Here is a 20,551-nt window from a genome sequence, read left to right as displayed (position 1 = left end):
GTTGGAGGCTACGCCACCGGTTGTGAAGTTTTCGTCAAGAACCGACCCGATTTAGGTGAGACGGGCTCAGGTCCGGCTCGCAGACGGCAGCCGAAGCGACACGCTGGTCCCCTTGCCGGGCTCACTGCCAATCTCGATTGACCACCCGTAGCGCTCGCACAGCTTCCTGACGATAGACAGGCCGATCCCGACCCCGGGCGTCGGGGTATCGGGCGAGGGCGCCTGGTAGAACCGGTCAAAGACATGCGGGATCGCGTGCGCCGGAATACCGGGTCCCGTGTCCTCGACGTAGAGCCAGCCGTTGGCGTAGCGAAAGTGCAGGCTTCCGTGATCGGTATGCCGCACTGCATTGTCGATGAGATTGGACAGCACGATCGCAAGCGCAGGGCGGTTCGCCACGACACGAAGTTCGCCGTCGATATCAATGACCGACTCGAGTCCCTTTTGCGCGAGCTGCTCGGCAAACGGTGTCAATGCGGTTTCGATCATCTTCGCCACGGCTACCGGCTCGACTTCGCGCGCAGAATCCTCCCGCGCGAGCATGAGCAGTGCGTTGGCGAGTTCGCGCATGTTGTCCGCTGCCCGCTCGATCTGCTGCAGACGTGCGCGCGATTTGCCCTGGATCGCCGTATCCTGCTCGAGCAGTTCGCAGCTTGTCTTGATGGTCGTAAGCGGCGTGCGCAGCTCGTGGCTGACATTGCCTGTGAACTCCTTCTCGCGCGCCATCATGTCCGCCATGCGCTGGTGGTAGTCGTTGAACGCTTCCACGAGTCCGACGAGTTCGGTTTCGTCGTATTTGCCGGGATGGATCGCAGCCGATTCACCCAGCCGCAGTGTCTTGACCTGGCGGGCGAGTCCCGCGACCTGCCGCACCAGCAGTCCGGAAAGACCAAAGGACAGCCAGATCGTCAGGAGCGCAAAGATGCCAGTGCCGCCCATCAGGGCGTTGATGACTTCCTTGAAATGCTTTTCGTAGACGTTGAAGTTGTAGACCCGGTACAGGCGTGCCGTGCCCAGGGATGCAATGGCGACGTGGATCTCCCGGTCGTCGATAATGATTTCGTGCGTACCGAAAGGCAAATTCCCGACGGTTTCGGGCAGCGCAATGGGCACGCGGTCGGCGCTCGAAACATAGCCACTCAGACGTACGTCGAACGGTGGCAGCATCGCAGGATTGGCCTGGTAGCTCTTGAGCACACTCGCCATGTCGTCACGGATGAGCGCCGCGATCAGCCGCTCTTCCTGCGCTTCGGCCAGTGCTCGTACGCCCAGCGCCTGGGCGACCAGTAGCGCGATGGTCAGCACCGAAAAGAACAGGGCGACCTTGAATCGCAGGCTATTTCGCATCATCACCACTCGCCACGAGCCGGTAACCGACACCATGCAGCGTTTCGATCACATCGGCTTCACCGGGCCCACAGAGCGCCCGGCGCAGCGTATAGATGTGCGTGCGCAGCGTGTCGCTGTCCGGCAGCTCTTCTCCCCAGACTTCCGATTCGAGCTCGGCGCGGGTGAAGGTGCGTTGGGGCGACTGCATCAGGATACGCAGCAAGTGTAGACATTTGGGCGGTAGCTTGACCGGGCGTCCGGCGCGTTCGGCGGTCATCGTCGACAGGTCGAGGCGCACATTCGCGAACCGGAGGTCCATAGTGGCGACCTGGCCGCGATAGCGCTTGATCATCGCGCCAAGGCGAGCGCCCACTTCCTTCAGGGAGAATGGCTTGACCAGATAATCATCTGCGCCATGCGTGAATCCCTCGAGCTTATTGTCGAGCGCGTCCCTTGCTGTCAGCATCAGCACCGGTGTGTCCCTGCACGCCTCTTCCCGTAGCCTGCGGCAGAGTGTGAGTCCGTCCATGCCCGGCAGCGACAGATCGAGAAGGATGGCGTCCCATGAGTGGGCGAGCGCCAACTCCAGACCTGCATTTCCGTTGGAAGCTAGATCGACCTCGTAACCGCCTGCTTCGAGGTAATCGAAGAGGTTCGCGGCAATCGAGGAATCGTCTTCGACAATGAGCACCTTCATGGGAATCGGTTCATCTCGCGCAGGCTGGGAGAGAGTCGATGCTACCGCAGAAATTCGCGCGCTGCGGATTGGTCAAGGGCATTTGATTCGCTATTCTGCGTCGTTGGTGCACGTAACAAGCGCCTAGATTACAGGTAGAGTTGCTGCTACCGTCTCAGTGCACCCCAAACGAACGATCCATTTTATCGGCGTGCCTGACGTCAAATCGAGGTTGGCGCGACCAATGCAGCGAAGGTTGTTCCGCACGGGTTACCGGAGCGTTCCCAATGAAGCCGCTGAGCATCCTCATCAGCAAGTTGCTGCGAGCATCTTCCCATATCGCGCGCGCTGCTGATAACGGCCACGAGGGGGGATGGAGATTTGTGCTTCGCCGTACCGGCTTCGTGAAGCTGGCTATGGCGGTCGTTCTGGTTCTTGGAGGCGTCTGGCTGTTTCTCGGTATTCTCGAAGACATTCTCAGCGGTGACCCCCTGGTCGCCGTCGACCGAATGCTTCACAGGGGACTGCAGGGACTTCGCATGCCCCTCTTTGACCATGTGATGGTGGCAGTTTCGGAGCTTGGCGATGCGGCGGTCACGGTACCCGTCTCAATTGCCGTGCTGGTTACGCTTTTGCTACGTCGCGAATGGCGATCGGCCGGCTACTGGGTTGCAGCAATCGCGGCGGCTGCGACGTCAGTCAAATTGCTCAAATTCACTGTTCAGCGGTCACGGCCGACGTCTATCTACGAAGGCATTGAAAGCTTCTCATTCCCCAGCAGCCACGCGACATTGAGCATAGTGGTTTATGGCTTTCTCACTTACCTGGTATGTCGAGGCCATCGAAGGCAGGTGCAGGTCAGGATCGTCGGGATAAGTGCTGCGGTCATCGCACTGATATCCATTTCCCGCATATACCTTGGTGTTCACTGGTTCTCGGACATTTTGGCAGGCCTCAGTCTCGGCACGGCCTGGATCGCATTCCTGTCTGTTGCCCATCATCTGCGAGACCGCGACAGGCAAGAATCCTTCGTGCTGTGGGCGGTTGCGCTTTTCACGTTTCTGACTGCTGCTGCGATTCATATTTTCTTGCACCACAGTGCCGATTTTGTTCGTTATGCGAGCTAGCGGCGAGTGGCTGTATGGCGCCCACGCGTGTAACGCCGCGGCCAGGTCACAGGTACGGTGATGCTGAAGTGTCCCGCTGCCGCCACATTTGACCATGCATCCAGAGTTGGCCAGGAACGTTCGCTGCCGTGTTATGCACGATCGTCGAGCGCATGAAAGAGCTCGTCCTCCTGTGCACAGTGCAACCGGACAACCGCATAGAGTCCATAGAGCAGGCGCTGGATTTCACGCCGCCAGTCGGAGTCCGGGCCGTCGGCTGGCATGTCGGTTGCCATGCGGGCGAGCGTTCGGGTAACGTGAAAGATTTCGCGGTGCATGGCGCTCATCGAGGCGAGTGGGTCATCCCCGCCCAGTAGCGGAGCGATTTGGGGGTAGACCTGCGCGTCGTCGTGCGCCTCGTGCGGGATAAGCTGCTGTTTGAGCAGCGCTCCCAGATCAGCAAGTCGGCCCTTGACCGTTGTCGCGGGCAGTCCTGGTAACTCGTCAGCAAGTTGTCGGATCTGTTCGATTACCGGTTCAAGTTGCGTATGCTCTCGCGTCAGCTCGGCGGCGGAGTCCGGTGGTAGCGAGCCGCCTGATCCTGCAGGATCCCTTAGCGCACGCAGTGCGTTTGCAATCGCCACGACATCGATAAATTCCTGGAGCACCGCACCGGCAAGCGGGGGGAATACGCCAATCGCCGCGAATCCCATCGCGACCAGCGAGAGCCCCATACCGGTGTACACGCTTTGAATCGCGATGCGGCGTGTGCGCTGTGCCACGCGGCGTGCCTCGGCCAGCCTGTCGAGCCGGTCGACCAGCAGGATCACGTCGGCGGCCTCGGACGACGCGGCCGCGCCCCTTGCGCCCATCGCAATGCCGACGTCGGCAGTCGCGAGTGCGGGGGCATCATTTACCCCGTCGCCAACCATCATTACGCAGCCGTCATGTTTCGCTTCGTTGATTGCGGCGAGTTTGCCCGCTGGTGTCTGGCCGGCGCGTACCGCATCGACCTGGAGGATGGCGCCGACAGTTTCGGCCACGTCGGCGCGGTCGCCCGTCAGCATCACGATGCGCTCCACGCCCTCCCGACGTAGCAGCCTCAGTGCGCGTGGCGCGTCGGTACGGATTCGGTCCGCCATCTGGATTGCGCCGGTCATGGCCCCGTCCTCACTGACAAAGACCGCGGATGCGCCTTCGTAGGCGACGCGACGAAGAAGCCGTTCACTCCAGGGAGCAGCAGGCGCCGTCGTGCATACGAACTCGAAAGATCCGATCGCAACCGCGTGGCCATCGACTGTTCCCTGCACTCCGGCGCCGGCGGTCTCACGCACGCCTTGTGGAACCGACAGTTCGAGGTGGCGCGCGTGCGCCTCGGACGTGACCGCCTCGGACATCACGTGACCCGAAGCCTGCGCAAGAGAGGCGGCGATGCGCAACACGCGCTGCGGGGTGTCCGCTGGATCGGTCTCAATCGCGACAAGGCGTGCGTGCCCTCCGGTTAGCGTTCCTGTCTTGTCGAAAAACAGGGTGCGTGCAGTCGCAAGCTGTTCGAGCGCCCCTCCGTCCTTGACGAGCACGCCGCGACGCGCGCATCGGGACATGCCCGACACGATAGCGACTGGCACGGCGAGAATCAGCGGGCATGGTGTTGCTACGACAAGAACCGCGAGCGCCCGCACCGCCTCGCCGCTCGCAATCCAGGTTACGACAGCGAAGAGCATCGCACAGGCTACAAACCCAAGCGCATAGCGATCAGCGAGTCGCGCCGCCGGGCTGCGCCCACGCTGGGCCGTTTCGACCATTCGCACAATCCCCGCATATGTGCTGTTTGCTGCCGTCGTGGATGCGATCATCTCGAACGGCGGACCTACGTTCACAACACCACTCCGGATCACTTCGCCTGATGCGCGTGCGCAAATGTGTGATTCGCCCGTTAGCGTCGACTCATCCAGTTCGGCAGCGCCATTCAGGGTTCCATCGACGGGTACGACTTCGCCATGACGCACGAGCAGTTGATCGCCTGCCGCGATCTGGTCGAGTGCAATGGCGCACCATTCCCCAGCGTCGAATCGCTTGGCCTCACGTGGAGCGTGACTGAGCAGGGCTGTCATCTCGGACCGCGCCCGCGCGCGTGCGAAATCTTCGAGGGTCCGGCCGCTCGCGAGCATCAGAGCGATGACGGCGGCGATCAGCCGTTCGTTCAGCAGCAGCGCGAAAACAATGGCCAGCGCGGCAAGAATGTCGACCCCAGCCTCGCGGCGACGTAGCGCACTTGCGATCGAAGCGGCAAGGGCGGCAAGGACCGGCAACGTGCCTGCTAGCCAGAGGACGCGTGCCGCCTCAGCCAATCCGGCGACCCAGCAGCCAAGTCCAGCGACCAGTGTCGCCGTGCTCACGCCAAGCAGGAACACATTCAGCGATCGTGCGATGTAGCGCATGGCCGGGGCATACCTCGTGCGTTCGACCGGGGATCCCCCAGGGGAACGTTTCCTGACGTGCCAGAAGCGGACGGCAGTGGCAGATCGCCGTGACAGATAACTACGGTCCAGCTTGATGGCTCGACCGCAAAGCAGGATGATCTGCATCATACGTCGCCGCCATATCCAAGGCAGAGTAGTGAGTGATATTTCGCCCTTGATCGCGAGGTCCACCATGACCCAAATACCTGGCACGAATGCGTCCACGCCCTTTGCGAGGATCATGGTTGCTGTCGATTCCACGCCAGCCTCCGGCGCGGTGCTCCAGTACCTGAGGCGGCTCGTGGATCCAGGTACCACCGTGCGCGTCGTCTCTGTCGCGGAAAACCCTCGCACGTTCGTGCCGCTCGGAAACTGGGCTGGGTCGCAGCTCAGTGCTGCGCGAGAGGAGCTAAGGCGTGACGCTGGGGAGGCAATCCAGGCCGGGCAATCCGCGCTGGATGGCTGCGGCGCTGAACTTGAGGGGCAACTCATCGATCTTTGCAGAGAGGGCGGAGACCTCGTCCACGCGCTCGCCGAGGCGGTGTCGCAGTGGTCCCCCGATCTTGTTGTCCTCGGAACGCGCCATCAAGGGGCCTTTTTACGCTGGGTGGAGGGCGAGGTTTCCGCGCCGCTTGCCCGGCGGCTACACTCGCCAATCCTGATCGTACCGGTCGACTATGAGGCTGCATCGGACGAATACCCGTCCCGGGTTCTCTTCGCGACCGATGGTAGCGATGCGTCCGTGGCTGCCATGCGTGTGGGGGCGCGGCTGGTTGCGCCGCGTGCGGATTGCCGAGTCATTTACATCGTCGACCGGTTGCTTGCGCCGGGAACGGGGCCCTTTGAAGAATATCTCGAAGACACGCTGACGAAGAGCGGGCAAATTGCTGTCAAGGCGGCGGCCGACGAACTTGCTGCGTACGACCAGCAGAATGAATGGGCGGTAACGACGGCGATCCTCAAGACCGCGAATACGTATGATGACGTGCCTCACGCGATTGATCGGGAGGCGCGGCACTGGCAGGCGCAGCTCGTCGTCCTGGGAACTCACGGACGGCGCGGTCTGACGCGCTGGCTGCTTGGCAGCGTTGCGGAGCGGGAAGTGAGGCTGACAGCGATGCCGCTGCTGCTTGTTCCGGCGTCGGCCGGTTAATACCATGGCCGTCGTGCTCATGGGATCGTTCGAGGTGTGCCCGGACGCGTTCATGGAGGGTCGACGTGAAGACCCTGGCGATCCTGTTTCTCGTTGTGTTTCTCATCAATATCATGCCGGCATTTGCGCCACCCACCTGGATGGCGATGTCGTGGGTTGGGTTCAATCTCCATGAGGGCAGCACACTACTCTTTGCGCTCGTGGCGGCCAGCGCGGCAACACTCGGTCGGCTTGCGCTTGCTACCTTCGCTCGATCGATCGTAAGAGGACGCTGGATACGCGAGGCGGATCGGCAAAACATTGATGTGGTCAGTGCGTGGCTCGGGACGCACAAGAAGAAGACGGCCGGTGCTTTTCTCATTTATGCGCTGAGCCCGTTTCCGTCCAACTATCTGTTCATTGCCTACGGACTGTCTGGCCTGCCGCTCAGATTTATCGGCGCTGCGTTTTTCGCCGGGCGCACGGTGAGTTATGTGATCTGGGCGCATCTCGGACGGTTCGCATCCTCGGTCGTCGATCCCGAATCCCTGTTTGACGGAAAGTATCTTGGGCTAGGGTTTGCGCTCTCGCAACTCGCGCTGCTCGCGTTTGTCTACGTGCTCATGAAACTCGACTGGAGGCTGTTGCTGGAGCAGCACAAGCTGAGATGGCGGCGGCAAATCAGGCAGTCGGAAAAAAACGATGCTAGTTCAGCTAAACCTTGACCAGGGAATATTCAGACGCCGGGGGCGCGCGCGACAACGCACTCGTGCAGTCGACGTATGTATCGGTGCGAACTCCTCCCTGCGACATTTATCCGTGAGGAGCCCTTCTGCTCCGATCGCTACCAGGCTCAGCCAGTGCGGCCATCGCCCGCAATCCAGTCGCGCCAGCCAATCGGCGGCACTCTAAAGTTAACTTGTAGATGACGCTACACAGCAGTAGCATAATCTACATGAAATCATTATCGACCTGGTCGGTCCTTGTACTGACATTGCCCACCGAGAATGCGACGGCGCGTATGCGCTTCTGGCGCGCACTCAAGGCAAAGGGCTGCGCCGTTCTGCGCGACGGCATCTACCTCTTGCCTTATACGGAAGCGCGCGAGGGCGTGCTGCGGGAGCTTTCGGTCGCGATTGGCGAAAGCGGCGGCACAGCCCACCTGCTGCGCGCGCCTAGTCTTGACGCGTCGCAGGAGGCCGAATTCCGCGTGCTGTTTGATCGCGCTGACGAGTACGACGGCCTCATCCGCACGCTCGCCGATGCCCGGAAGACGGTCTCGGGCCAGTCCGCCGCGGAACTGACGAAGGTGATGCGGCGCTTGCGCAAGGACTACGAGACCATCGTCGCCATCGACTTCTTTCCGGGCGAGGCGGCAACGCGCGCCGAGGCCGCCTGGCAGGATTTTGTGGCGCACGTCGACACGGTGCTCTCGCCCGGCGAGCCACACGCGGCAGACCGCGCAATCCGCTCGCTTTCCGTCGAGGACTATCAGGGGCGGACCTGGGCGACCCGCAGGCGGATGTGGGTCGACCGTGTGGCGAGCGCATGGCTGATTCGCCGTTTCATCGACCGCGACGCGCGCTTCATCTGGCTGCCATCACCGGACGTCTGCCCGGCGGACGCACTCGGATTCGATTTCGATGGCGCCGTCTTTACCCATGTGGGAGAGCGCGTCACATTCGAAGTGCTGCTGGCGAGCTTCGGCCTCGACAGGGACCCGGCACTCTTGCGCCTCGGCGCCATGGTTCACGCGCTCGACGTAGGCGGCGCAAGCGTGCCGGAAGCCATCGGGTTCGAAGCGGTCATGGCCGGTACTCGGGAGCGCTCGGCCGGCGACGATGAATTGCTCGATGCCATGAGTCCAGTGCTCGATTCGATGTACACGCACTTCGCGGCGGCGAGCGAAAAAGGCGGCGATAGGGGAAGGCGGCCATGAGCACGACGACGGCGCATGTGCCCGGTTACACGCTTGGCCAAATGGCGCGCTATATGCTGAAGCTCGGCACGGTCGGCTTTGGTGGGCCGGTCGCGCTCGTCGGCTACATGCGTCGCGATCTGGTCGAGCATCGCGGCTGGATTGCCGAAGCGGACTACCGCGAAGGGCTGGCACTGGCCCAAATGATGCCCGGCCCGCTCGCCGCGCAGCTTGGCATCTATCTCGGCTATGTGCATTACCGCCTTCTCGGAGCAACGATCGCTGGCCTTGCCTTCGTGCTGCCTTCGTTCCTGATGGTCGTCGCGCTGGGCTGGGCCTACGCGCATTTTGGCGGGCTGTCGTGGATGCAGGCGGTGTTCTACGGCGTCGGCGCGGCAGTGGTCGGCATCATCGCGATGAGCGCGTACAAGCTGTCGACCAAGACGCTCGGAACCGACCGCCTGCTCTGGATTGTTTTCCTGACTCTCGCAGTCGTGACGGTTGCCACGGAATCGGAGATTGCGTGGCTCTTCATCGCGGGAGGCGTCGTCAACTGGCTGCGCCGCTCGCCGCCCCGGTGGCTGGGCAAAGGCGGGCTCAATGCATTAGCAGTGACACAGGCACCTGCACTTGCTGGAGTCTTCAGTGGACTGGATCTCCCGTTGCTCGGCCAGATCGGTCTCTTCTTCACGAAGGCGGGTGCGTTCGTATTCGGGTCGGGCCTCGCGATCGTGCCGTTCCTGTATGGCGGTGTCGTCACCGAGCACCACTGGCTGAACGACAAACAGTTCGTCGATGCAGTGGCCGTCGCGATGATTACGCCGGGGCCGGTCGTCATCACCGTAGGTTTCATCGGCTATCTGGTTGCGGGACTGGCCGGTGCCTGCGTTGCCGCGCTCGGAACGTTTCTGCCGTGCTACCTGTTCACTGTGTTGCCCGCACCGTACTTCAAGAAGTATGGGCGGCTGCCTGCTGTGAAGGCGTTTGTCGATGGCATTACGGCTGCTGCCGTAGGGGCAATTACCGGTTCGGTCGTCGTCATTGCCAGGCGTTCGGTCATCGACTGGCCAACCGCGCTGATCGCACTCGCAGCCGTGCTGCTGCTGTGGCGCTTCAGGAAACTGCCAGAGCCCGTGATCGTCGTCGCAGCCGCCCTGATTGGCCTTGCCCTCTATCCGCTTCTCCATCTGCACGCCTGGTAACCCGCGTGCGGGTTAACTGCGAGGAATGCATATGAAATCGCGACGTACCTTTCTGCACGATACCGCCGCAGTCGGTGCAGGAATGATGCTGTCCCAGGCGCAGATGGTCCACGCGGCCAGCGTTCCCGGCTATGTCGACAGACTCGTCAATGCGGACGGCAAGTATGCGGCGGCGCCGCTGCCATTCACCTATGACGCACTCGAACCGGCCATTGATGCACGCACGGTTGAACTCCATTACAACTTTCACCACAAGCCAGCCGCCGCTGCGGCAAACAAGGCGGAGGAAGGACTCGCCAGGGCACGCGAAACCGGCGACTTCGCATCGGTGAAGTTCCATACCAGAGAGCTGGCCTATCAGCTGTCCAGTCACATCCTGCACACCATCTACTGGACGAGCATATCGGGTAAGGGCGGCGAGCCGAAGAGCGATCTGGCAAAAGCGATCGACACCAACTTCGGCTCATACGAGAAGTTCAGGACGCAGCTCATGGCAGCGACGATTGCCACTGAAGCGTCAGGCTGGGGCGTCGTTGGATACCTGCCTGCGACCGGAAAGCTCATGATCCTCCAGTGCGAGAACCACCAGAAACTCACGGCGTGGGGCATCCAGCCGATCCTTGTTCTCGACGTTTTCGAGCATGCCTACTACCTGAAGTATCAGAACCTCCGCAATGAGTACGTCAACCAACTTTTCAGCATCATCAACTGGGATAACGCTGCAATGAGACTTCAGGCCGCGATGCCGTCACGCGCGACGGTGTGAATGCACGCGCTTGGCACGACGTCGAGGCGAATACGCGGGTACTGAAATGACTGCTGCCCGGGCGCCACTCTCAATCCTGCTTCCTCCTGCGGGCGTGGACCAGAGCGCGTGGCTGCTGCTCGTAGCACGGAGTCTGCGCGGGATCTGCGACGGCTTCGTTGCCGTACTGCTGCCCGCGTATCTGCTGTCGCTTGGTTTCGGGAAGCTCACGGTCGGCCTGGTCGGCACCGCCACACTGCTGGGCTCTGCCGTCGCGACGATCGCTGTCGGCTTGATGGGTGGCCGTTACCCGCAGCGCGCGTTGCTGCTCTTCGCTGCGGCCCTGATGGCAGCAACCGGCCTGGCGTTTGGATTCCTGTCGTCACTTTGGCCGCTGCTCGTAGTGGCGTTTGTCGGCACGCTCAACCCGAGTTCGGGTGACGTCAGCCTGTTTCTGCCACTTGAGCACACATGTCTCGCAGAATCCGCGAAGGGCGACGTCCGAACCGCGCTCTTCGCCCGCTACAGCCTCGTGGGTGGGCTCTCGGCTGCACTAGGCGCGCTGCTCGCCGGATTACCGGATTGGGTTGTAGCCCATTTCGGCCTTTCCGCACTCGCCGTCATGCGCGCGATGTTCATCATCTACGCAATAACGGGTTTCGTCGTTTTCCTGCTGTATCTCCGGCTACCAAAGCGTAAGGCGCACGCGGCAACTGCCCGGGTGCCGCTCGGCCCGTCGCGCGCGATCGTCACGCGGCTCGCGCTACTGTTCAGCGTCGACGCGTTTGCGGGAGGTTTGCTCGTGAACTCGCTGCTCACGCTGTGGCTGATCCAGCGCTTTGGCCTTTCGCTCGCGTCAGCAGGACAGTTCTTTTTCTGGTCCGGGCTGCTCAGCGCAAGCTCGCAACTGGCCGCCGCACCGATCGCGCGAAGGATCGGCTTGCTCAACACGATGGTGTTCACACACATTCCGTCAAGCGTCAGCCTGATCGCCGCCGCCTTCACGCCGACGCTACCACTGACCCTGGTCCTTTTGCTTGTGCGCAGTGCGCTGTCACAGCTCGATGTGCCGACCCGGAGTGCCTATGTAATGGCGGTGGTGACACCACCCGAACGACCGGCCGCAGCGAGCTTTACTGCGGTGCCGCGTAGCCTCGCGGCGGCGGTAGCGCCGACATTCGCTGGTGGGCTGCTGGGAGCCGGATGGCTCGGCGCACCACTGATTGCGTGTGGCGTGCTCAAGATTGCCTACGATCTCGCGGTGCTCGCCGCTTTCCGTCATATCAGGCCAGAGAGAGGATCGTCGTGAATCGCACCAGGGCATCCCGTCGCTTCGTTGCGCGGCTCATTGGCATGCTTTTCGCAATCGTGACTTTGGCCGGTAGCGTTGCCAGTTGTGTTGCACATGGAGCGGATGACGCAGTAACTGGCGATCTGCCACTGAAGCACGTCGAGGATGTTCCACTGCCTGGGCGAGTGTCACGATTCGATTATGAAAGCTATGACCCTGACAGGCATCTGCTGTTCATCGCTCACCTGGGGGACAGCGAAGTTGTGGTGTTCGATACAGTCGCGTCCCGCGTCGTCGCGCGCATATCCGGCATATCATCGGTGCACGGCGTGCTGGTCGTGCCGGAACTCTCCCGCGTGTATGCGTCTGCGACCGGCACAAACGAGGTTGTCGCGATCGACGAGCGCACGCTGAAAATCATTGCGCGGGTGCCCGGTGGCATCTATCCGGACGGCATGGCGTACGCGCCCGATGCACACAGGCTGTTCGTTTCAGACGAGACCGGAGAAACGGAGACGGTGATCGATGTTCCGGGCAACCGTCGAATTGCAACAATTCCACTCGACGGGGAAGTGGGCAATTCGCAATACGATCCGGTTTCGCGACACATCTTCGTCAACGTGCAGACGCGACGACAACTGGTGGAGATCGATCCGGCAGCCAATACGATTGTTTCCCGTACCGATCTGCCCGGCGCGAAAGGCAATCACGGACTGCTGATTGTCCCGGAATTACGCCTTGCTCTAATTGCCTGCGAGGACAATGCTCGCCTGCTGGTGCTCGACATGCGTTCGATGAAGGTTGTCTCGGCGTTCGATGTCGGCGGCGAGCCGGATGTCCTGGCGTTCGATCCCGCATTGCACACGGTCTTCGTGGCTGGCGAGGCAGGCGTCGTGTCGATGTTCAGCGTCGACGCGTCCCGTGTGTCGAAGATTGGCGACGGGCGCGTGGGACCGAATGCACACGTTGTCAGTTTCGATGCGGCGACGCACCGGTCGTACTTTCCGCTGAAGGACGTCGGCGGGCATCCCGTCCTGCGGATCATGGCACCGCGATAGGGGCGCACCTGGTCAGTCCGGTTTCGACGCTTGCGGCGCTTCACGTGTCAGCTTTGCCTGCCGCCGGGATTTTTCATTGAGGATCTGATGACGCTTGTGGTCCGTCATTTTTTTCCAGCTGCGGGCTTCCTCACGCGTCCGGTAGCAGCCAGTGCAGAGCCCGGTCTTGCCATCGAACGCGCACAGGTCAATGCAGGGAGATTTGACTGCCATGGCTCAGGCTACGGCCCGATTGGGATTCACTTCGACCGTCACATGCGACAGTCCCTTGAACCGCTTTAGCGCCGCGTGATAGAAACCCGGGTTGCGCTGTGCTTCACCTGTGGCGACCGACACGACAGCGCTCATGTGCCCTGGGCCTACGCGCCACACATGCAGGTCAAGCACGGTGTCGCCGTTGTCTTCGATGACGTGGCGGACGTTCTCGGCCATGCGGCGGTCCGTGTTCATGTCGAGCAGGATGCCACCCGTATCGCGCATGAGACCCCACGACCAGTTTGCGATGACGAGCGCGCCGATTATGCCCGCAAGCGGGTCCATCCAGACCCAGCCAAACGCGCGGGCCAGCAACAGGCCGATGATGGCCAGCACGGAAACTGCAGCGTCTGCAATCACGTGAATGTAGGCTGAGCGGATGTTGTGGTCGCGGTTCGCGGCAGCCTGCGTGTCGTCGTGGTCGAGCTCGTGTTCTTCGAACTCGATTGAATGCTCGCCATCAGGCAGGCGGACGACGGCCTTGAAGGCATGCGGCTCGGGAATCTCTTCTTTCGACTCCAGATAGCCACCACGGTCCGCAAACGAGAAGGTCTGACGTGTACCGTCGGGACGAACCGTCATGACGGAAACTGCATCGGTTGTCAGCTTTGAAGAATGCGTTTCTGGCTTGATGCGGAAGACGGGCGGCACGCCATCCTCGAAGATCGACACGGCAAAGACGCCAGCGCTACCGAAGATGCGTTGCACCTCCTCTTCGTGGCCGTGGTCGTCTTCATGCCCATGCGCGTGGCCATGAGCGTGCCCGTGATTATGTCCGTGGCTGTGCCCGTGATGGTCGCCGCTCAGCAGCCAGACGCTCGCCAGATTGACCAGCAGGCCAAGCACCGCGATGGGGATCGCCTGGCCGAAGTGGATCGGCACCGGCGAGAGAAAGCGCGAAACGGCCTCGTACCCAATCAGCAGCGCAATCATCGCGAGCACGATGGCGCTGGTAAAGCCTGCGAGGTCTCCGAGCTTGCCGGTCCCGAATACGAAGCGCGGGTCGGCCGCGTGCCGGCGTGCGTAGGTATACGCCAAGGCAGCGATCAGCATTGCGCCGGCGTGCGTCGACATGTGGAGTCCATCGGCGACGAGTGCGAGCGAGCCAAAAAGACTGCCGCCGACAATTTCAGCCACCATCATCGCGCTGCACAGCGCGATCACCATCCAGGTTCTGCGCTCGTTCTCTTCGTGGGCTGCGCCCAGAAAGATGTGATCGTGTCCCGCCCCGAAAGCGGCGTTCTCGAATTGACTCATGTTTCTCTCACTTGAAGTAGCTGTGCACTACTTCGATCAGTTGCTCGGTCCCGCTGCCGTGCTCGTCGTCGTGCGGCTCTGCGTCGACGAGGTGCGTACGGATATGGTCTTCAAGAACCACCGCGAGCAGGCCATTCATCGCGCCACGGCTGCTCGTAATGAGCTGCAGCACGTCCATGCAACCGCGCTCTTCCTCGAGCGCACGCTCGATGGCCTCGACCTGTCCCTTGATGCGGCGCACCCGGTTGAGCAGTTTCTGTTTTTCGCGAATCGTATGGCTCATGCTCCGCCTCCAGTTATAGCGTAGGGGGGTATATTAACAAAATAGGGTGGAGGGGTATACTAAAATATCCTTGCAGGAGCCGGCGCGATGCTTTTATAATCGCGCCACACTTCGGGGAGTAGCCGCTCCAGACGCGATGTCTGGAGGCGCACGTCAACATACTTGTCGGCTTGATGGCGACATGGCGTGCGCAGCACAAGCCTGGCAAGACCGATGACGTGCATCCCTACCTTGCCGGGTCGCTGGGGTGTGTGTCATCGCAGTGTTGACTGCGCGGCCCGGTAACAACAAACCCTATGGAATCGTTCCTCGTCTCGACCAGCGTGGTCGCTCTTGCCGAAATTGGCGACAAGACGCAACTCCTCTCACTCGTTCTCGCTGCCCGTTATCGCAAGCCCATTCCGATCGTGCTCGGCGTCTTCGTGGCGACGTTGGTCAATCACGGATTTTCGGGCGCGCTGGGAGCGTGGCTCGCAAACGTCATCAATCCCCACGTCATGAACTGGGCCGTTGTCGTGTCGTTCGCGCTGATGGCCATCTGGATTCTCATTCCTGACAAGCTGGACGAAACGGATGCCGTCACGAAGGGGCACATGGGTGTGTTCGGCACGACGGTAGTGACGTTCTTTCTAGCGGAAATGGGCGACAAGACGCAGGTGGTGACGGTTGCCCTCGCGGCCCGCTTTCATGAGTTCATTTGGGTCGTCGCGGGAACGACGCTGGGCATGATGCTCGCCAATGTCCCGGTCATTTACCTTGGTCACAAGTTCGCTGACCGGCTGCCGACCAAGGCGGTACATGTAGTGGCTGCTGTTATTTTTGTGGTCCTCGGAGGCTTTGCTCTCCGAACGGCGCTGTATCCCGAAGCACATCCGCTGTTCTAAGCGGCCGGAGCGCATGTCCTGACGAGGTCTGCACATTCGCTGTTGAGTGACCGCTTCCGAAGGACATTTTGTCGTTCGAGCGGCACATCATTGGATAGGATGGGTGTCCGAATGTGGCCGCATTGCACCCCACGACCAGGCACACCGCCCGCCCACGGCCCACGCCCTCATGCGGCGGCATAACCGACCCGGAGCGGCCACTTGCATCTCTTCAAAGCAGACGTTCAGCGGGGTGACTCAGCGGTTCAGTTCGGTGTGCCAGAATTGGCTTCTGCCGATGAAGTCGAAGGCTTCTGGCCACGACGGATCATGGTCTGCCTCGACCTGAAACGTCGCGCCACCTGAAAAGCGAAGGCAAAGCACGTAAGCATCTGTTTGCGTGACAGCGACCACGGACTGGCCTATTAACTCAACGAGTTTATCGCAGAAGCCTACGCTTCCTTGGCGGATTACATTTTCTCCATCTGCAATTGCAGCCCTATTATAGACGGTGAACCGTTCTTCCTGAAAAACGAGCTGGAAATAGTCGTGGATAAATGCAACCTGCGACAGCGGTTCAATGGGCACTAGCCTACTATCCATGCGTCGTGTTCCTTGCACAGCAACTGGCGACAATTTACCTCAGGGTGTCGAACGGCACATAGTGGCCACACGGCGTCCCACGACCTGACGTGTCTGTTCGTCCCCGGCCCGCGACTCACACAACAGGTGTGTTTATGCCTTCGCGCGCGGAATCATTTCCAAGGCCGCCTGCACAGTCTCGAAGAACTCTTCCGCAAGGGTGTAGTACATCAATGCGATTGGATTCTCGGTAGGCGTTTCGCGTATGAAGTTCCTGCCGCGCTCGACAAGAATGTCAATTGGTCGATAGTTCTCGCTCAATCAGCAGGCGAGTGTATGATTGACGGCACTCGACAGTTCGTAGATCGCAGTATCACGACGATACAGCCGAAGCTCCGTAAATCGCTCATTATTCAGCTCCTGCTGCAAAGAGGCAATTTTTTGGACTAGCTGATCGATCCTGCTCGTTGTCAAAGCAACACCTCAAATTTTCCGTGAAGAGAACCGGCACTACGACCGAGACTTCATCCCGAGAACTGTGAGTTCGGGATCTGTCGTACAGCGTTTTAACGCTGTACGGACCGACTTCGTCTCCGATTGTCGACGATCTGAGGGCGCAAGTCGAATGGCCAGTTCCGCCGACCACTGCCCGAAGCGGCCGGACAAGACCACTATGTCGTGAAAACCTGCGCACCGAGCCCAACAAGCCGGGAGCAGTCACGCAAGCTATTCCAGATTGCACCGAGCCCGGGGCGATAACTAGCTCCGCTCCGGATCACGAAGCTCCGACGTCATGTTAGTCAGGATGTTTTGCCGCCGCGTATTCAGTGATGCTCCGCTCTGGACATTGCACGCGTCCGATCCGCACCATCTCACGACGCCCGGCGCGCCCTCACGCGCGCCAGCGTGACGTTCTGTGGACTCCCGGCCCAGACTGCGAGCGCAGAGTAATTATCGGCGTGCGGCGCGCTGTCCGTATGACGGATCGCCTCGTGCTCGATCAGCACGGCCCAGTCGTCGACGGTATGAACGACGCGCAGGCGATCTTCGAGTGCATCCTCCGCGACGGATTGCCAGAGCCCGTCGGTGCAGAGCAAGAACACATCGCCATCTTCCAGCACGTGCGGCGGGCTGATCGTGGGCGCGATCTGGCCGCGCATGCCGAGCGCCATATGCAGCCAGGCGGGATTGACGCCGTCGCCTGGCAGGCCTGCGTCCAGCAGTTGCTGGCGCACGCTGTGATCGCGCGTCTGTTCGATCAGCGCGCCGCGTGCGAACCGGTAGAGGCGGCTGTCGCCGAGATGGACCCATTGCGCGATGTCGTGCCGCCGGTCGATGAAGAGCGCCACGACGGTCGCACTCATGCGGCCGCGCTCGCGGTCGCGCTGCTGCATCGCGAGGATCGCGGCGTGTGCTTCCTCGATGCACTCGAGCAAGGTCTGCGCGAGCGTGCGGCCGGTGTCCTGCGCCCGGTGGAGGATGCGCTCGACTGCGCAACGCGAGGCGATTTCGCTACCAGGATCGCCGGAGACGCCGTCGCTCACGACAAAGCAGGCGTAGTCGTCCGTGATGGTGTAGCCAAGCGCATCCTGGTTGCTGTCCCGCTGTCCCGCGCGCGAGAACTGGGCACACGAGAGATTCATGCGCCGGCAGAAGGCGCCGGGCGGCGTCGCGCGTGATAGTTCCTCACCTCGTCGTCGTACGCGCGCAGGAAGGCCCTGCCGAATACGGCGCTGAAGTCATCCTCCACGGCGAGCATCGTCTCGTGGTGCATGCGTTCATAGCGATCCCACAAGCGCACCTTGCGCAGCATCGGCACGAACTGTTCGTAGCGGGTCGGTTCGCTTCGTTCGGCGAGACGTGAGGGCGAGAAGCGCTGCAGCAGGTCGTTCAGGGCGGCGCGCATGCCTGCGACCATGGCGATCTGGTGCGCCTGCAGGTCGTGGAACGCGTCTTCCACGGCGCCGGGCGGCGTCATGAAGCCAGGGAACGGCAGGCCGAACATCTGCCGCAGCGCCGCGCTGCCGTCGGGCAGCAGCTTCAGCGGATTGTTCTCGCGGTCGAGCAGCACGGTCATGTCGGCTTTCACTTCGCGTTTGAGGATGCTGCGCGAGGAGAGCAGCGCGACTGTGCCATTGGCGAACAGCGCAAGCAGTTGCCCCGCAGTGTGCAATTGTTCGGTTGACCAGTCGCAGGTGGCCTTGTCGAGACCCGCGCCGCGCAGGAAGGCGGAAAGCAGGGCGTCGGCCGAGTCGGGCGCTGTGGTGGCAGTGTCCGCATCCGCCGAAGCGGTGCTGGTCGACGGCGACGCGCTTGTGCTTTTTGCGTTGCTTCTGTCGTTCGCGGCAGCCGGTTTTTGGGCGGCCGGCCGAGGCGTGGGCGGCGATGCATCGCGCTCGCGCCCGGGGTCCGGTTTTACAAACGCGCTCGTGCGCAAAGGCGTATCGGCCGCGCGTTCGATGGCGCCGCGCAACGCGAATTGCGCCGCCTGCGTCGTGACGGGCTGCGCCATTGACGAGTCGGCACCGCCTGAGCGTGCGAAAAGCGCGAGGGGATCGGTGGGGATGGGCGGCGTGTCGTTGAGCGCGGCGGTTTCCATGCCTTGCCTCGCGACGTTTTGCGCGACAGGCGTAGCGGCCGCGCTTGTGGTCGTGGCGCCAGCGTTGCCGCCGACGCCCGTGTGTGCGCGCAGCACATACGGGCCGATGCGGATCGCGTCGCCGGATTCGAGCGCATGCTCCTCGGTGTATTCGAGCGGCGTGTCGTTGATCTCCACCACTGAGACGCTGCTCAGATTCTTCAGCACGCAGTGATCGCCGTCGATCTGCAGCAGCGCCTGCAGCCGCGAAACTTGACGCGTTTCGTCGGGCAGCACCAACTGGTTGTCGGCGTTGCGGCCGATCGTGCCGCCCGGCGGACGAAACTCCACGCTGGTTTCGGCGTGGACCGGTTCTCCTGCGTACTCGATGACGGTCAATTGCATGATGCAGACTGAATCACATAAAGACGGATAAAAAGGCGCGCGGCGCGGGACGCTCCATCAGGATGGTGCAACCTTGCGGCGCGCGGCGTCGAATGCGGGGCCCCAGATCGGGTGTCCCTTCTCTGCGGCGGACAACTCGAAATGCGGATCGATCCGCAAGATCGCCTCGAACTCCGAGCGGCATTGCGCAACGCGGTTCGTCACGCAGTAGCTGAACGCCATCAGCTTGTGCGCGTCGATCTGCGTGGAGCGGTCGCCGTCGACAGTGGCGTTGCTGTTGCGCAGCAGCTGGATGGTGCGCGGGTAGTCGCCCGCAGCGTACGAGTCCTGTGCGGCAGCAACGGCATTCGCGGCGGCGCGTTGCGCGGGCGACAGGCTCGTACAACCGCCCGCGGCAAGAAGCGTTGCGGCGACGGCCAGTAAAAATGCGCCGGCGAGGGCAGCCCGCGTGCGATTCGCGCGTAACAAGTTCCAGGTAATCGGCCAGGTCATTTTCGGCGATCCGGTATTTACTTCTTCATGTGAGCCATGGAAGTAACTTCTACGGCCCGTGAAATTTTTTATAGAGGTGGCATTCGGAGAGCGTTGCGATCACGAATCGTACGAACTATAGTCTAGTCACCTGAATTTTCATCATATGAATTATTACTCGTGAGACACGGCCGGCGATAGATTAATTTAATTCCGCGAATATTCGAAAGGCATTGTCCCAATTCCGCGTGTTGACGCGGAAAATTTCGGGGCAAGCGTTCCGGGAGCAAAGACTTCCAACCCCTGAATTCAGGCGTGAATCCAGGGGCGGGGGACGTTTTTGCCTTTGCATTTGCAATGTGAATTCGCGCTGATTAAGAGGGTTTGGACGGTATGTACGGAGTGCCATTTAAACGCGTGCATAATCCACGCGAGGGGATTTATTTTGCCCTTTTATTATTGTGCGGATGCGCATCGACAGAGAAGGATTTGCCGGTCCCTTATGCCGTCACGTTTCAGGTGGCGGCTGACGTCAATCGCGATTCGCAGAATCGGCCTGCCCCTGTTGCGTTGCAAACATTTCAACTCAAATCCGATAATAATTTCCGGAAGGCGGATTATTTCTCTCTGCAGAACAAGCCTGAAGACGCGCTGGGCCCGGAGCTGGCGGGCACGGACCGGATCGTCCTGAGACCCGGAGAGTCGCGCACGCTCCACTACACCGGCGGCGAGACGGTGCGCAGTCTCGGCATCGTGGCGGGCTATCGCACCCTCGAAAAGCGCCGCTGGAAAATTACCGTGGCGCTGCCGCAGCCCGCCAGCACCAATCTGTTCAAGTTCTGGCAGGGCAAGCCTTCCGAAGCGCATTTCGTGATCGTGGTGCAGGGCGACGGACTCGTCGCGACGCCGGCCAGCGGTGACGCACGATGAACGACCGC

General features: G+C 61.4%; 20 protein-coding genes and 1 riboswitch. Of the genes, 10 read left to right on the top strand and 10 right to left on the bottom strand.

Annotated features, from left to right (window positions below; translation table 11 throughout):
• Positions 1 to 66 precede the first annotated feature (66 nt).
• Complete coding sequence (locus VSR72_RS11640) at positions 67 to 1,347, bottom strand: HAMP domain-containing sensor histidine kinase (protein WP_342952721.1); 1,281 nt, start codon at positions 1,345 to 1,347, stop codon at positions 67 to 69.
• Entirely contained in the window at positions 1,337 to 2,026 is a 690-nt protein-coding gene (locus VSR72_RS11635; RefSeq protein WP_342952523.1) for a response regulator transcription factor, read from the bottom strand. The genes VSR72_RS11640 and VSR72_RS11635 overlap by 11 nt, the downstream gene beginning before the upstream one ends.
• Positions 2,027 to 2,292: 266 nt before the next feature.
• Between VSR72_RS11635 and VSR72_RS11630 the strand changes: the two genes are divergently transcribed.
• Positions 2,293 to 3,132, top strand: coding sequence for a phosphatase PAP2 family protein (locus tag VSR72_RS11630; RefSeq protein WP_342952522.1), 840 nt, complete (start codon positions 2,293 to 2,295; stop codon positions 3,130 to 3,132).
• A gap of 131 nt (positions 3,133 to 3,263) precedes the next feature.
• On the opposite strand, the gene VSR72_RS11625 is transcribed toward VSR72_RS11630, so the two are convergent.
• Positions 3,264 to 5,552 carry a heavy metal translocating P-type ATPase gene (locus VSR72_RS11625; protein ID WP_342952720.1) on the bottom strand — a complete coding sequence of 763 codons (2,289 nt, stop codon included), beginning with the start codon at positions 5,550 to 5,552 and terminating at the stop codon, positions 3,264 to 3,266.
• Between the two features lie 262 nt (positions 5,553 to 5,814).
• Here VSR72_RS11625 and VSR72_RS11620 point away from each other — a divergent pair, with 262 nt between their 5' ends.
• From VSR72_RS11620 to VSR72_RS11590, 7 genes are all read left to right on the top strand, one after another.
• On the top strand, positions 5,815 to 6,726 hold the full coding sequence (locus VSR72_RS11620) for a universal stress protein (RefSeq protein WP_342952521.1): 912 nt from the start codon (positions 5,815 to 5,817) through the stop codon (positions 6,724 to 6,726).
• A 65-nt stretch (positions 6,727 to 6,791) separates the two neighbouring features.
• Complete coding sequence (locus VSR72_RS11615; protein ID WP_342952520.1) at positions 6,792 to 7,430, top strand: hypothetical protein; 639 nt, start codon at positions 6,792 to 6,794, stop codon at positions 7,428 to 7,430.
• Positions 7,431 to 7,660: 230 nt separating this feature from the next.
• Entirely contained in the window at positions 7,661 to 8,644 is a 984-nt protein-coding gene (locus VSR72_RS11610) for a chromate resistance protein ChrB domain-containing protein (RefSeq protein ID WP_342952519.1), read from the top strand.
• Positions 8,641 to 9,825, top strand: coding sequence for a chromate transporter (locus VSR72_RS11605; protein WP_342952518.1), 1,185 nt, complete (start codon positions 8,641 to 8,643; stop codon positions 9,823 to 9,825). Before VSR72_RS11610 ends, VSR72_RS11605 begins: the two co-directional genes overlap by 4 nt.
• Positions 9,826 to 9,856: 31 nt before the next feature.
• Positions 9,857 to 10,591, top strand: a complete 735-nt coding sequence (locus VSR72_RS11600) for a superoxide dismutase (RefSeq protein ID WP_342952517.1) — start codon at positions 9,857 to 9,859, stop codon at positions 10,589 to 10,591.
• Between the two features lie 46 nt (positions 10,592 to 10,637).
• Positions 10,638 to 11,879 (top strand): MFS transporter, encoded by a 1,242-nt coding sequence (locus VSR72_RS11595; RefSeq protein ID WP_342952516.1) that lies wholly within the window; start codon positions 10,638 to 10,640, stop codon positions 11,877 to 11,879.
• A 44-nt stretch (positions 11,880 to 11,923) separates the two neighbouring features.
• Positions 11,924 to 12,919 carry a YncE family protein gene (locus VSR72_RS11590; RefSeq protein WP_342952515.1) on the top strand — a complete coding sequence of 332 codons (996 nt, stop codon included), beginning with the start codon at positions 11,924 to 11,926 and terminating at the stop codon, positions 12,917 to 12,919.
• A gap of 12 nt (positions 12,920 to 12,931) precedes the next feature.
• Here the strand turns inward: VSR72_RS11590 and VSR72_RS11585 are convergent, their stop codons facing one another.
• The 3 genes from VSR72_RS11585 to VSR72_RS11575 are packed head-to-tail and all read right to left on the bottom strand — an operon-like array spanning position 12,932 to position 14,714.
• Positions 12,932 to 13,132, bottom strand: coding sequence for a DUF1289 domain-containing protein (locus tag VSR72_RS11585; protein ID WP_342952514.1), 201 nt, complete (start codon positions 13,130 to 13,132; stop codon positions 12,932 to 12,934).
• Positions 13,133 to 13,135: 3 nt separating this feature from the next.
• A complete protein-coding gene (gene dmeF, locus VSR72_RS11580; RefSeq protein WP_342952513.1) occupies positions 13,136 to 14,431 on the bottom strand; it encodes a CDF family Co(II)/Ni(II) efflux transporter DmeF in 1,296 nt (431 codons plus the stop codon).
• A 7-nt stretch (positions 14,432 to 14,438) separates the two neighbouring features.
• Entirely contained in the window at positions 14,439 to 14,714 is a 276-nt protein-coding gene (locus VSR72_RS11575) for a metal/formaldehyde-sensitive transcriptional repressor (RefSeq protein ID WP_017234408.1), read from the bottom strand.
• A gap of 106 nt (positions 14,715 to 14,820) precedes the next feature.
• Positions 14,821 to 14,990: riboswitch (yybP-ykoY riboswitch) on the top strand.
• 20 nt (positions 14,991 to 15,010) lie between these two features.
• On the opposite strand from VSR72_RS11575, the gene VSR72_RS11570 reads away from it, so the two are divergent.
• The gene (locus VSR72_RS11570) at positions 15,011 to 15,598 is read left to right on the top strand and encodes a TMEM165/GDT1 family protein (protein ID WP_342952512.1); all 588 of its coding nucleotides are present in this window, start codon (positions 15,011 to 15,013) and stop codon (positions 15,596 to 15,598) included.
• A 237-nt stretch (positions 15,599 to 15,835) separates the two neighbouring features.
• Here VSR72_RS11570 and VSR72_RS11565 read toward each other — a convergent pair whose 3' ends face one another.
• The 4 genes from VSR72_RS11565 to VSR72_RS11550 all read right to left on the bottom strand — a co-directional run bounded on the left by VSR72_RS11565 (position 15,836) and on the right by VSR72_RS11550 (position 19,634).
• The gene (locus tag VSR72_RS11565) at positions 15,836 to 16,165 is read right to left on the bottom strand and encodes a hypothetical protein (RefSeq protein WP_342952511.1); all 330 of its coding nucleotides are present in this window, start codon (positions 16,163 to 16,165) and stop codon (positions 15,836 to 15,838) included.
• Between the two features lie 866 nt (positions 16,166 to 17,031).
• Positions 17,032 to 17,802, bottom strand: coding sequence for a PP2C family serine/threonine-protein phosphatase (locus tag VSR72_RS11560; protein WP_342952510.1), 771 nt, complete (start codon positions 17,800 to 17,802; stop codon positions 17,032 to 17,034).
• Positions 17,799 to 19,142 carry a type VI secretion system-associated FHA domain protein TagH gene (gene tagH, locus VSR72_RS11555; protein WP_342952509.1) on the bottom strand — a complete coding sequence of 448 codons (1,344 nt, stop codon included), beginning with the start codon at positions 19,140 to 19,142 and terminating at the stop codon, positions 17,799 to 17,801. Before tagH ends, VSR72_RS11560 begins: the two co-directional genes overlap by 4 nt.
• A 57-nt stretch (positions 19,143 to 19,199) precedes the next feature.
• Positions 19,200 to 19,634, bottom strand: a complete 435-nt coding sequence (locus VSR72_RS11550; RefSeq protein ID WP_342952508.1) for a TssQ family T6SS-associated lipoprotein — start codon at positions 19,632 to 19,634, stop codon at positions 19,200 to 19,202.
• A 396-nt stretch (positions 19,635 to 20,030) separates the two neighbouring features.
• On the opposite strand from VSR72_RS11550, the gene tssJ reads away from it, so the two are divergent.
• The gene (tssJ, locus tag VSR72_RS11545; RefSeq protein WP_342952507.1) at positions 20,031 to 20,543 is read left to right on the top strand and encodes a type VI secretion system lipoprotein TssJ; all 513 of its coding nucleotides are present in this window, start codon (positions 20,031 to 20,033) and stop codon (positions 20,541 to 20,543) included.
• The last annotated feature ends 8 nt before the right edge of the window (positions 20,544 to 20,551 follow it).

Origin of the sequence: Paraburkholderia sp. JHI869, assembly GCF_038900775.1 — a bacterium.
Taxonomy (GTDB): Bacteria; Pseudomonadota; Gammaproteobacteria; order Burkholderiales; family Burkholderiaceae; genus Paraburkholderia.
Note: the sequence above shows the minus strand (reverse complement) of the source record. Positions and strands in the feature narration are given on the sequence as shown.

What these genes read in the sequence shown, in the direction of transcription:
- VSR72_RS11640 (WP_342952721.1), bottom strand. Translation starts at nt 1,347, where the DNA reads ATGCGAAATAGCCTGCGATTCAAGGTCGCCCTGTTCTTTTCGGTGCTG.
- VSR72_RS11635 (WP_342952523.1), bottom strand. Translation starts at nt 2,026, where the DNA reads ATGAAGGTGCTCATTGTCGAAGACGATTCCTCGATTGCCGCGAACCTC.
- VSR72_RS11630 (WP_342952522.1), top strand. Translation starts at nt 2,293, where the DNA reads ATGAAGCCGCTGAGCATCCTCATCAGCAAGTTGCTGCGAGCATCTTCC.
- VSR72_RS11625 (WP_342952720.1), bottom strand. Translation starts at nt 5,552, where the DNA reads ATGCGCTACATCGCACGATCGCTGAATGTGTTCCTGCTTGGCGTGAGC.
- VSR72_RS11620 (WP_342952521.1), top strand. Translation starts at nt 5,815, where the DNA reads ATGGTTGCTGTCGATTCCACGCCAGCCTCCGGCGCGGTGCTCCAGTAC.
- VSR72_RS11610 (WP_342952519.1), top strand. Translation starts at nt 7,661, where the DNA reads ATGAAATCATTATCGACCTGGTCGGTCCTTGTACTGACATTGCCCACC.
- VSR72_RS11605 (WP_342952518.1), top strand. Translation starts at nt 8,641, where the DNA reads ATGAGCACGACGACGGCGCATGTGCCCGGTTACACGCTTGGCCAAATG.
- VSR72_RS11600 (WP_342952517.1), top strand. Translation starts at nt 9,857, where the DNA reads ATGAAATCGCGACGTACCTTTCTGCACGATACCGCCGCAGTCGGTGCA.
- VSR72_RS11595 (WP_342952516.1), top strand. Translation starts at nt 10,638, where the DNA reads ATGACTGCTGCCCGGGCGCCACTCTCAATCCTGCTTCCTCCTGCGGGC.
- VSR72_RS11590 (WP_342952515.1), top strand. Translation starts at nt 11,924, where the DNA reads ATGCTTTTCGCAATCGTGACTTTGGCCGGTAGCGTTGCCAGTTGTGTT.
- VSR72_RS11585 (WP_342952514.1), bottom strand. Translation starts at nt 13,132, where the DNA reads ATGGCAGTCAAATCTCCCTGCATTGACCTGTGCGCGTTCGATGGCAAG.
- dmeF (WP_342952513.1), bottom strand. Translation starts at nt 14,431, where the DNA reads ATGAGTCAATTCGAGAACGCCGCTTTCGGGGCGGGACACGATCACATC.
- VSR72_RS11575 (WP_017234408.1), bottom strand. Translation starts at nt 14,714, where the DNA reads ATGAGCCATACGATTCGCGAAAAACAGAAACTGCTCAACCGGGTGCGC.
- VSR72_RS11570 (WP_342952512.1), top strand. Translation starts at nt 15,011, where the DNA reads ATGGAATCGTTCCTCGTCTCGACCAGCGTGGTCGCTCTTGCCGAAATT.
- VSR72_RS11560 (WP_342952510.1), bottom strand. Translation starts at nt 17,802, where the DNA reads ATGAATCTCTCGTGTGCCCAGTTCTCGCGCGCGGGACAGCGGGACAGC.
- tagH (WP_342952509.1), bottom strand. Translation starts at nt 19,142, where the DNA reads ATGCAATTGACCGTCATCGAGTACGCAGGAGAACCGGTCCACGCCGAA.
- VSR72_RS11550 (WP_342952508.1), bottom strand. Translation starts at nt 19,634, where the DNA reads ATGACCTGGCCGATTACCTGGAACTTGTTACGCGCGAATCGCACGCGG.